Raw genomic sequence first — 12,733 nt, forward strand, 5'->3', positions numbered from 1 at the left:
TAGCAAAAATAAAGCTTTGTTCCGGCAATATGGTTTCTGGAGCAAAAGAGCTTAGAAGGGGGTACGAATAATGGGCATGCGCGCAGCGATTGTTGTAGGGGCAACTGGATTAACAGGTACCTCTCTTGTAGAACAATTATGTGAAAATGATGAATATGTTTCAATTACGGTGATTGCACGAAGAGCGCCAGCATTTACGCATCCAAAGTTAGAAGTGAAAATTCGTAATTTAGATACTTTAGAGGAAAAAGATATCGAACTTGCACATGAGCTTTATTGTTGTTTAGGAACAACAATAAAAAAGGCAGGATCTCGTGAGCAATTTGAGAAAGTTGATTTTGAATATCCACTAACGATTGCCTCGTTAGCTAAAAAACGAGGAATCCCACATATGCTCGTCATTACAGCAATGGGGGCAAATGAAAAATCTCCATTTTACTATAATCGAGTAAAAGGGAAGCTTGAACACGATCTTATGGAGCTAGGCTTACAAAGACTTTCTATTATTCGCCCATCTTTATTGATTGGAGAGAGAGAAGAGTTTCGCTTAGGTGAAAAAGCGGGAGAGAAGGTTTTAAAGTTAGTAAAGCCGCTATTAGTTGGTCCATTAAAGCGTTCAAGAGCTATAGAAGCTTCCCAAGTTGCGAAGGCGATGATCGCTATTGCACTGTACGGCGATAAACAGCCGATTACCATTTATCCATCCCAGGAATTGGCTCAGTTAGATTTTCCCGGAACGCAAAATGAGGACGTTTCAAGAGAGAATTTATTTAATTGGGAGAAGCGCCAATTATCGAGTACCAGCGATGAAGGAGATAAAGTAAATCAAGAAGTCGTGATTAATCGAGATAAATATAAAATAGAGGAAACAGTTGTAGATAAAGAGGTGAATTTTCAACATCGTAGGGATAAATAAAAGTTCTTCACCAAATATTGGGAATTATTTTTTGGAATGTATTCAATGCAGACAAGTTGATCTTCGTTACGACTGGGCGACCACTCAGGAATTAGCGTCACAGATGAGACCGCCTAACTTTACTAGTTGGCGTTTTCTTTTATAGTTCTAACTATTTGAACGTCCATACATTATTAGGACAGTAAAGTGAATACTTGTGCAGAGTAGGAAAATACACGCTGAAGCAGTGAATATCCGCGAAGGCAAGGAGAATACCCGCCAGCAGCGTCAGCGACAAAGCGCGCAGTCGGAACGGGAATCACCTCCATGTTATGAGCCAAATATTATTTTAATAACAAGTAATCGCCATACAAATGTCTTTTTCTCTTAAGCGATATTTCTTGTGCAGACTACATTCCGCCTAAAGACTGAATTTACGGTTTTAACTACTACAATTCTTTTCGTGCCTCTTTTCATTTGTTACAATATTATTGTAGAAGATGAATGTGGAGGCAAAAAGAAAATGAAAATTTTACTCGTTGATGGCACGGTGTTTGGTCGCAAAACTGGTGCTATTTTAGAGCAAGTGGAGCAATATATTAAAGAATTAGATGCTAATTTCGAATTAGAAATTATGCATTTTAGTCAATATAAGCATCAAATTGTAGATGGTTCACCGTTAAATGATGACATGAAGGAAATGATTCATAAGTTTGAGGAAGCGGATGCATATATTATCGCCACACCGATTTTCCAAGCATCGATTCCAGGCGTTTTGAAAAATGCATTTGACTTCTTGCATCCAAAAACAATGCGCTATAAGCCGGTATCTATCGTGGCCAATGGTGGGACATATCAACACCATTTAGTAGTAGAAAATCAGTTGAAGCCAATTTTAGACTACTTCCGTGCACTTGTGACTCCGAATTATGTATATACACACACATCTCATTTTGATGCAGATAATAATATTGTAGACGAAGATGTTCATAATCGTTTACGTGAATTGGCTCGTGTTTTTGTGCAATATTGTGAAATGAGCAAAACATTGCCGAAAGAACCGATTGATCAACATTAATAAGATCTTTATCCCTTGTGCGGTGGAAGGAAATCACTGTGCAGGGGATTTTTCTTTTCAAGTATCCTCTCGCGATGTGATAAAATATAATTTTAGTGAATCGGAAGGGAGGGCTGCTCATGCAGGACATCGCTGTACTAGAAAAACAACGCTGTAATCTCATATTGACGAATAAGGCGAAGGAAGCGGTAGAGGAATGCTCAGCAAATGAGCATGCCTTTTTTGCCTTACAAAAAGCATTTACCGTCTATATCGAAAAGCGCAAAGCTAAAACAATTGGCGAGACGTTTTTATCGATTTATTTTAATGCAGAGCAAAATGAAAAGTTAACGGACATCCTTGCTGAGAAAACAGCCATTATGGATTGTGTGCTAAAGGTTGAAGGGTTGCTAGCTACAAATCTTCGTTTTGTACATATGCGAGGCCCCATCAATACAAATCGACGCTTACCAGCAGCATTACAATTTGTCACAAGACCTAATAATGGAGCAGGGATTCCGCTTGATCTTCATACAAAAATAAGAGGGCTACCAATAGCCGAAGAGCGCACAGAATATGTGAAAAAGCGTATCTCGAGCTGGGAAGGCTTTTTAAAAATTCAAGAACGTGATGCGACGATTGATGACATTCATACAGAATTTAAGCAAAGTTATTTTAATGAAGATTTTACTAGGCTTACAATTGTCTGTCCTTATATAAAATCGAAGGAATGGAAAAAGCTTGAAGGGTTAAGTGTGAACATTCAAGGAGTACGTGGTGAAATTGGACAAGTATTAAAGGCTAATGCAGGGAAGCAGACAATAGAAATTGACTTAAAGCCTTTTGTGCAAGATTTAGCACGTAAAGGTCAGCTTAACCTTCGTTCGAAGCAAGCGAGCTTTAGTAATTTTGCGACATTGAGTCAAATTAGACGATTACGCAATGGTTTTACAAAGCTAGAAAAGGGCGAGGCCGTTAACCAAAATTTAGAGACTATACTATTTGAAAAGCGTCCCACAGTTCGAACATCTAAGCTACGAGAAGATATTATTTTTCACAATAATTTAAACGAGTATCAGCGACGAGCTGTTTTAGGCGCATTGTCTGTTGAAGATTTGTTTGTCATTCAAGGACCTCCTGGCACTGGGAAAACAACCGTAATTTCTGAAATTTGTCAGCAAAATGTGAAGGCTGGGTTAAAAACACTTGTAGCTTCACAATCAAATTTAGCTGTAGATAATGCCTTAGGACGACTTCTTTCCAATCAAGAAATTCGAATTTTACGCTATGGTAGAACGGAAAGCATTGAAGAAGAAGGTAAAAAATTTATTGAGGAAAATGTTGCGCTTCAGTGGCGTGAGCAAACTCTTGCAGCAATTGAAGAGGAAATCATAGCCTTTACAGAACGTGAACAGGAACTGAAATCTAGCATTACCAAGGCTGAAGAAGAGCTAGAAAAGCTTGAGGCATGGCTTGAGGAGCTAACAAAGGAAATAGCTGCAAAAGAACAGGCCGCAATTGATGAGCCCGTTTTACAGCAAGAAATACAAGTGTTAAAAAAAGAGTTAAAGGCTGCAAAAACCGAGCAGCAGGATAACGAGGCACATAAAGAGCATTACGAAAAACAGCTGGCGCAAATCGAGCCTGCTGTAAAGACGCTTGAACAGACTCTTGCTGAAAGTCCGTCTATCGAGCAGCTGAAGATTACTATAGAAGAAACTACTCAAAAGATGGAACAATTGGAAGCGGCTGCTCAATATAAGGAGCTGCAAGAGCAAAAGCAAAATCTAGCAGTGCAATTCAAAGATATTCAATTGAAATATGAAGAGGAAAATAATCGCCTTCGATTAATGAAGGAAGCCGAGAAATACATCGGTAATTTAACATCCTATGAACGAATCGAACGATTTTTACAGCACTATCAAATTCGCCCATCTTATGTGCTGTCACAGCAAATAAGTCGTTTACAGCATTTAGAGGATGCTAAAGATTTGGACGCATGGGCAACTATCAATTCACGTCTACAAAAGGCGATCGCAAAACTTGAGGCGTTAGTATCGGAAGAAGAAAAAGAACGTGCCCTTGCTAAAAGCAAATTGCAGCCTGTTCAATCATTTTCGTTGCAAAATCTAACAGGTGTTTTTGCCCAGCTCAATACAGCCTTTCAAGATGATCAAACACCATCTGCCGAGCAACTTGAGAGTTTCTTGCTCGGTTTATATATGCGTCGTGATTTTGTTTGGCAAAAAGGTGTAGCGCTGAAGCAACAACAAGACCATAAAAATCAAGAATTTGAGTCCTTACGTAAAGGTATTGGTGGCTTAATACATCAAGAATGCGCGATTACAAGCTTTGACGTTCAAAGTATACAGCGACAACTGCAGCCGTATTTACAGCATACAGAACGACTTCAGCAACTAGCTGAAACATTTCAAATGGATACTGAACCAGAAGAGTCTGTAGAGCATTTAAAAATACTTGTATCGCAAGAGAAATCTTCTCTTCAAACAGCACGACAACAGCTGGAGGCAGTCGAGCAGGCTAAGACACAGCTCCTTCCAAAGAAAGCGGCACTTCAAACAGCGCAGACTAGCTTACAAGAGATTGAACAGCAGCTCACACAATTAGAGGGAAATATAAAAGAAATTAATATAGCTGGGTTAAAGAAAGAGAAGCAGCTCACAGCTTGCACCAAACTCCTACAATCAACACCGGAGCGCACTTCCGAAGAAGTAGGGGAAGCAATTGCATCCTCTAATGTAGCGATAGAGGAATTACAGCGTAAGGAGAAGCAACTTCCTCTTCGAAAAAAATTACAAGAGCAATGGCGTGACAAGCTGCAAAATGCTACTGAATATGATTTAGATGAAATTCGAAAATTATATGTGCGTCACGCGAATGTTATTGGTACAACATGTGTGGCTTCAGCAAGTAAGGAATTTATGGAGAACTATCCGACATTTGATGTTGTCATTATTGATGAAGTATCAAAGGCCACACCACCAGAGCTATTATTGCCAATGCTGAAAGGTAAGAAAATTATATTAGTGGGCGATCATCATCAGTTACCTCCATTACTTGGAGATGATACGTTGGAGGAAACGTTAAAGGCGATGCTCGATGAAAATCCAAACTTTGATGGCGCGCAAGAATTGAAAAATTTGCTGCGTGAATCGCTGTTTGAACGTTTATTTAATAATTTACCGCAAACGCATAAGCAAATGCTGGCGTTGCAGTACCGAATGCATGAGAAAATTATGCACAGTATTACGCCGTTTTACGCAAAAGAGGAAAATGGTTTGCAATGTGGTTTACCAGATTCAGATGCAGCGCGAGACCATTGCCTAGAAGGACAATTTGTTAACCGAGATGATCATTTGCTATGGGTCGATATACCGACTGAAAAACCTTATTTAGAGGAGCAGGTAAAGGGCGGAACGAGTCGTTATAATGAAGGTGAATTACAAACTATTCGACGCATTTTAACTGATTTGAATAAGGCTGTTATCGAAGCTAAAGCAGCTGGACGCATGCCTCAGGATGCACAAAAAAGCGTTGGGGTTATTAGCTTCTACGGGGAGCAAGTTAAGAAAATTAATCGCCTTCTGCAACAGGAATTACAGCTACCACATCTTCAATTTAGAACGGGGACAGTCGATAAGTTCCAAGGTATGGAGATGGACGTCATATTAGTGAGTATGGTACGTAATACGCCTAAAGGAGGAGACGTTGGCTTTGCAAAAGATTACCGACGCTTAAACGTTGCCTTATCCCGTGCCCGTGAGCTATTACTACTTGTCGGAAGTGCTGAAATGTTTACTAAACGTGCGAAGCATCCAGATACACGAGAGATGTACAGTAATCTGTTAGATACAGTGAAATCCTATAACGGCTTGCGTAATCATGAAGGACAGGTGATGTAGATTGTCAAAACTGCAGCAGCGCTTAATGCGTGAACTTCAGCAAAATCGAAATATTAAAATCGTCAAAACTGATGAATGGTGCATCCCGATTCGAACAGTAGAAGTAACCTATGAGCCCGTTCGTCGTTCCACTATGGATGTCTTGATGACTATGCTGTTAATCAGCATACAGGAAGCAGATTTTGCAAGTGCACAAGATTTAAGTGAGTTATTGCTAGTCGATCCATTATTTATTGAGGATTTAGTATCATTAATGTCTCGAGTAAGTCTTATTGAGCAAGAAGAAGGCTTCTATCGATTAACATCTAAAGGACAGCAGCAACTGGAACGTGGCATCTTCGAGGAGGAGCTAGATGTAGAAATGGCTAACCTTTACTATAGCCCATGCCATCTTGCATTTCTTGCTGTCGATGAAGGCAATATCGAAGAATATGATGATCTACCAGAGCTCTACCGTTATGTGGATGAAGAGGCTGAGAAGCAGGAGCAATTCGAGGAAGCTATGTTAATAGAAGTGTTACAGCGAGAGGATAACGAAGAAGCTGGCGTTGGAGCTTCACAAAAAATAGTTTCACAAATTGTGCAAACCGACGCTAAACAAATTAATGATAGCCCGTGCCTCGAATTTATTCTACACGATAAAGAACAAGATATTATGTTCGTTCGTGTATGGAATGCGCTGTTAAATCAATGGGATCCACACCTAGAACAACAACTTACAGAAAAAGAACAATTAGAGTGGCGTAAGAAATACTTATAAAAAAAACGAACGTGTGAAGCGTTCGTTTTTTGTGCTTTTTTAAGTAGTTGGGCGATAAATTCAAAAAGTAAGGAGATAAATGGTAAAAGACCTCTATAAATTTTTAAGCTCGCATATATTATTACAAAAAAGGAGGGGACCGATGTTTACGATTAGTTTATGTATGATTGTTAAAAACGAAGAATGTAGTATTGAAAGATGCTTAGATTCCGTTCAACATTTAGTGGATGAAATCAATATTATTGATACAGGCTCAACTGATCGTACAAAAGATATCGTCCGAAGTTATACCTCTCGAATTTTCGACTTTACCTGGTGTGATGACTTTGCCAAAGCCCGTAACTTTTCCTTTCAGCAAGCTACGAAAGATTTTATTTTATGGCTCGATGCGGATGACGTAATCACAACAGAACATCAGCGAAAATTTCAGCAACTTAAGCAATCTCTATATCATCCTAACGTCGATGCTGTTTCCATGGATTATTATGTAACGCTCGATGCAGATGGTTGTGTAGAATCAAGTGAAAAAAGATTTCGTCTCGTAAAACGTGCACGTAATTTTCAGTGGCAGGGTGCCGTCCATGAGTATTTAGGTGTAACAGGCCAACTCTATCATAGCGATATAGCCGTTACACATTTGCCAAGAAAAATTGATATTCATCGCAATATTAATATTTATGAGCGTTTAAAGAAAGACGGGCACCCATTTTCAGCTAGAGAAACATTTCATTACGCAAATGAACTAAAATTGCATCAACGATTTTTAGAAGCAATCAATCACTATACTAGTTTCCTAGATTCTACAAAAGGTACTGCTGACGAACATATCGAAGCTTGCTTAAATTTAGCGGATTGCTATCAACAGCTAAATGATGCAAAACAAGCAACTCAAGCTATTTTACAATCATTATTATATGATCGACCAAGACCAGAAACATGCTGTCGAATCGGTCATTTTTTTATGGAGCAAATGAAAAATAAAGAGGCTATTTACTGGTATTCACAAGCATTACAACAGCCTATAGAACAAACAATGGGCGTTCAAAAGCATGCTTATTCCACATGGCTTCCGCATTTCCAATTAAGCTTGTTATACAATCGCTTGCGTCTCTTTGAAAATGCACATCAGCATAATGAGACAGCACGTAAATATAAGCCAAAAGATCAGCGCATACTAGATAACCGAACATACTTGTTAACTCAGTTAAAGAAGTAAGATCGTCATGGGAAGGGAACATCAATAAAATTAATATATATACCGTAACCAATTAACATCGATACAAAAACAACGATCGTCATAAAAATCACATTCCGAGGTCTGAAAGTTCGAGCATCCATTCATTTATCCCCTTTCGATTTTGTGAACATTCTGTTAACTCAACATATGTTTTGAGCGTTTGAGTATGCAGTTCATCGAAAACATTTTTTTTAAGCATAGAAAAAGCAAACTCACAATTAGCGTGAATTTGCTTTTTTACCTTTTTCAGCGGATGTCCAAACACTCGCGACTATGATTGACATTAAGTAGATGGCTTTAAAGCAATTGATGCCTCGAACTTATGGTATATTAGACATTACATAGTTAGTAAAGGAGTACGAATAAATGGTTAAAAGTATAGTTATTGCTGAAAAACCTTCAGTTGCACGTGATATAGCAAATGTCTTGAAATGTAATAAAAAAGGGAATGGTTTTTTAGAAGGTGACAAATATATAGTTACTTGGGCATTAGGGCATTTAGTAACATTAGCCGATCCAGAAGCCTACGATAATAAATATAAAACATGGAATTTAGAAGATCTTCCGATGTTGCCAGAACGAATGAAGCTAGTCGTTATGAAGCAAACGGGTAAGCAATATAATGCGGTCAAATCACAGTTAACTCGTAATGATGTAAATGAAATCATTGTCGCTACTGATGCTGGGCGTGAAGGTGAATTAGTTGCTCGATGGATTATTGACAAAGCGAATGTGAAAAAGCCAATTAAACGTTTATGGATTTCATCTGTCACAGATAAAGCGATTAAAGAAGGATTTGCCAATTTAAAACCGGGTAAAAACTACGATAATTTATATGCTGCTGCGGTTGCTCGTTCTGAAGCGGATTGGTATATCGGATTAAACGCGACACGTGCTTTAACGACAAGATTTAATGCACAGTTAAATTGTGGACGTGTTCAAACGCCAACAGTTGCAATTATTGCTACACGCGAAGATGAAATTAAAAACTTCAAACCACAAACGTATTACGGTATTGAAGCACAAACAGATTCATTAAAGCTTACATGGCAAGATGCAAACGGGAATTCACGTAGCTTCAATAAAGAGAAAATTGACGCTATTGTTAAAGCACTAGGCAATCAAGATGCAAAAATTGCTTCGGTTGATCGCAAGCCTAAAAAATCATTTGCCCCAGGTCTTTATGATCTAACAGAATTACAACGAGATGCTAATAAATTGTTTGGTTATTCTGCAAAAGAAACATTAAATATTATGCAAAAGCTATATGAATCTCATAAAGTGCTGACATACCCTCGGACAGATTCTCGCTACTTATCATCTGATATTGTCGGCACATTACCTGAGCGTCTAAAAGCATGTGGTATCGGTGAATATCGTACATTCGCGAATAAAATTTTAACAAAGCCAATCAAAGCGAATAAATCATTTGTAGATGACAGTAAAGTGTCTGATCACCATGCCATTATTCCAACTGAGGGCTATGTGAACTTTTCGGCATTCAATGATAAAGAGCGTAAAATTTATGATTTAGTAGTGAAACGATTTTTAGCTGTATTATTCCCGGCACAAGAATATGAGCAATTAACCGTACAAGCTCAAATTGGACATGAAAAATTTATCGCCAAAGGGAAAACGGTCATAAATGCTGGCTGGAAAGAAGTATATCAAAATCGTTTTGATGATGAGGAATCAACGGATGATGTAAAAGAGCAACTACTTCCTCGTTTAGAACTTGGTCAAGTGTTAAAGACGAAGTTAATTGCCCAAACATCTGGTCAAACAAAGCCACCAGCACGTTTTACAGAGGCAACATTACTATCGGCTATGGAAAATCCTACGAAGTATATGGAAACGAACGATAAGAAGCTTGTAGATACATTGAAATCGACTGGGGGATTAGGGACAGTCGCAACACGTGCAGATATTATCGAAAAACTATTTAATTCATTCTTAATCGAAAAGCGTGGCGGTAAAGAAATTTACATTACATCCAAAGGCCGTCAATTACTTGACTTAGTGCCTGAAGAATTGCGTTCTCCTGCGACAACAGCCGAGTGGGAGCAAAAGCTTGAGCTCATTTCAAAAGGTAAGTTGAAAAAAGACGTGTTCATTAATGAAATGAAAAAGCACACGCAAGAAATAGTTGCTGAAATTAAAGCGAGCGATAAAAAGTACAAGCATGACAATATTTCAACAAAGTCCTGTCCAGATTGTGGCAAGCCTATGCTTGAAGTTAACGGTAAAAAAGGTAAAATGCTTGTCTGCCAAGATCGTGAATGTGGTCATCGTAAAAACGTATCACGTGTTACAAACGCACGATGCCCGCAATGTAAGAAAAAGCTAGAGCTTCGTGGTGAAGGTGATGGCCAAATTTTCGTATGTAAATGTGGTTATCGTGAAAAATTATCTGCATTTGAAGCCCGTCGTAAAAAAGAAGGCGGCGGCAAAGTAGATAAACGTAGCGTGCAAAAATACATGAAGCAGCAAGAAAAAGAAGCTGAACCGATTAATAATGCGTTCGCAGATTTATTAAAAGGGATGAAGTTTGATTAACAGTATAAGACAGATTGCTATTTAAGAGGTTGAGACAAAGCTTCAGTTAAATACTAAGCAGCCCAGAAAGTTTTACGGACAGTAAAATTTTCTGGGCTTTATACTTGGACATAATAAAAAGAAAGGGAAATGGTTGTGTTCTAGCTTTTCTTGTTAAATTTTTTCGAAGTACAAGAAGTACAATTAAATAGGAAGTTTCTTAATGAAATAAAAAACTTATAATTTTTTTGAGAAAAGTGTTGACCTTTTTAGATTAAGAGAGTAATATTATACAAGTCGTTAAGATAACTTCTGAAAAACAATTAAGTTAAAAAATAGTTGTTGACATCGAGTTCGCGACATGATATTATATAAAAGTTGCTGCTGAGAAAACGGCAACACGATGAACCTTGAAAACTGAACAAGCAAAACGTAATCAATAAAGTTTTTAGTAGCTAACCTTGAGTTGGTGAACGAAACAAAATTTTGGACATCAAACATGATGCCAGCAAAACAATTTGAGCTAATCAAATTTCTTTTTATGGAGAGTTTGATCCTGGCTCAGGACGAACGCTGGCGGCGTGCCTAATACATGCAAGTCGAGCGAACAGAGAAGGAGCTTGCTCCTTTGACGTTAGCGGCGGACGGGTGAGTAACACGTGGGCAACCTACCTTATAGTTTGGGATAACTCCGGGAAACCGGGGCTAATACCGAATAATCTATTTTACTTCATGGTGAAATACTAAAAGACGGTTTCGGCTGTCGCTATAAGATGGGCCCGCGGCGCATTAGCTAGTTGGTGAGGTAACGGCTCACCAAGGCGACGATGCGTAGCCGACCTGAGAGGGTGATCGGCCACACTGGGACTGAGACACGGCCCAGACTCCTACGGGAGGCAGCAGTAGGGAATCTTCCACAATGGGCGAAAGCCTGATGGAGCAACGCCGCGTGAGTGAAGAAGGTTTTCGGATCGTAAAACTCTGTTGTAAGGGAAGAACAAGTACAGTAGTAACTGGCTGTACCTTGACGGTACCTTATTAGAAAGCCACGGCTAACTACGTGCCAGCAGCCGCGGTAATACGTAGGTGGCAAGCGTTGTCCGGAATTATTGGGCGTAAAGCGCGCGCAGGCGGTCCTTTAAGTCTGATGTGAAAGCCCACGGCTCAACCGTGGAGGGTCATTGGAAACTGGGGGACTTGAGTGCAGAAGAGGAAAGTGGAATTCCAAGTGTAGCGGTGAAATGCGTAGAGATTTGGAGGAACACCAGTGGCGAAGGCGACTTTCTGGTCTGTAACTGACGCTGAGGCGCGAAAGCGTGGGGAGCAAACAGGATTAGATACCCTGGTAGTCCACGCCGTAAACGATGAGTGCTAAGTGTTAGGGGGTTTCCGCCCCTTAGTGCTGCAGCTAACGCATTAAGCACTCCGCCTGGGGAGTACGGTCGCAAGACTGAAACTCAAAGGAATTGACGGGGGCCCGCACAAGCGGTGGAGCATGTGGTTTAATTCGAAGCAACGCGAAGAACCTTACCAGGTCTTGACATCCCGTTGACCACTGTAGAGATATGGTTTTCCCTTCGGGGACAACGGTGACAGGTGGTGCATGGTTGTCGTCAGCTCGTGTCGTGAGATGTTGGGTTAAGTCCCGCAACGAGCGCAACCCTTGATCTTAGTTGCCATCATTTAGTTGGGCACTCTAAGGTGACTGCCGGTGACAAACCGGAGGAAGGTGGGGATGACGTCAAATCATCATGCCCCTTATGACCTGGGCTACACACGTGCTACAATGGACGATACAAACGGTTGCCAACTCGCGAGAGGGAGCTAATCCGATAAAGTCGTTCTCAGTTCGGATTGTAGGCTGCAACTCGCCTACATGAAGCCGGAATCGCTAGTAATCGCGGATCAGCATGCCGCGGTGAATACGTTCCCGGGCCTTGTACACACCGCCCGTCACACCACGAGAGTTTGTAACACCCGAAGTCGGTGGGGTAACCTTTTGGAGCCAGCCGCCGAAGGTGGGATAGATGATTGGGGTGAAGTCGTAACAAGGTAGCCGTATCGGAAGGTGCGGCTGGATCACCTCCTTTCTAAGGATATTTTCGGAATACAAACCTAGGGTTTGTAAGATTACGTTTTGCGTTCAGTTTTGAAGGTTCATTCTTAACGAATGAAATACTTCAAAACTTGTTCTTTGAAAACTGGATAAAACGACATTGAAATAGTAACAAACACATTTATTTTTTAAGTTTTTTTATAGGCTTAATAACGAATAAGGTTTCAAGACACGAGCAGTTCTAGGAAGCAATCGAGAGAAGGAAGGAGC

At 39.9% G+C, this 12,733-nt stretch carries 6 protein-coding genes and 1 rRNA gene; all 7 read left to right on the top strand.

Features of this window, described 5'->3' with window-relative positions:
- Positions 1-70 precede the first annotated feature (70 nt).
- The 7 genes from AC3WSO_RS03135 (at position 71) to AC3WSO_RS03165 (ending at position 12,497) form a co-directional block, all read left to right on the top strand.
- Positions 71-916 carry an NAD(P)H-binding protein gene (locus AC3WSO_RS03135; RefSeq protein ID WP_492528646.1) on the top strand — a complete coding sequence of 282 codons (846 nt, stop codon included), beginning with the start codon at positions 71-73 and terminating at the stop codon, positions 914-916.
- Between the two features lie 502 nt (positions 917-1,418).
- Complete coding sequence (locus AC3WSO_RS03140; protein WP_492528648.1) at positions 1,419-1,973, top strand: NADPH-dependent FMN reductase; 555 nt, start codon at positions 1,419-1,421, stop codon at positions 1,971-1,973.
- A 119-nt stretch (positions 1,974-2,092) separates the two neighbouring features.
- Positions 2,093-5,875 (top strand): DEAD/DEAH box helicase, encoded by a 3,783-nt coding sequence (locus AC3WSO_RS03145; protein WP_492528650.1) that lies wholly within the window; start codon positions 2,093-2,095, stop codon positions 5,873-5,875.
- Position 5,876: 1 nt separating this feature from the next.
- Positions 5,877-6,635 carry a hypothetical protein gene (locus AC3WSO_RS03150; protein ID WP_492528652.1) on the top strand — a complete coding sequence of 253 codons (759 nt, stop codon included), beginning with the start codon at positions 5,877-5,879 and terminating at the stop codon, positions 6,633-6,635.
- A gap of 142 nt (positions 6,636-6,777) precedes the next feature.
- Positions 6,778-7,851: a glycosyltransferase family 2 protein gene (locus AC3WSO_RS03155; RefSeq protein ID WP_492528654.1), complete on the top strand. Its 1,074-nt coding sequence runs from the start codon at positions 6,778-6,780 to the stop codon at positions 7,849-7,851.
- A 387-nt stretch (positions 7,852-8,238) separates the two neighbouring features.
- Positions 8,239-10,428, top strand: a complete 2,190-nt coding sequence (locus tag AC3WSO_RS03160) for a DNA topoisomerase III (protein WP_492528656.1) — start codon at positions 8,239-8,241, stop codon at positions 10,426-10,428.
- 517 nt (positions 10,429-10,945) lie between these two features.
- Positions 10,946-12,497: ribosomal RNA gene (locus tag AC3WSO_RS03165) — 16S ribosomal RNA — on the top strand.
- Positions 12,498-12,733 lie beyond the last annotated feature (236 nt).

The organism is Lysinibacillus sp. EB106-09-02-XG168, assembly GCF_058791475.1.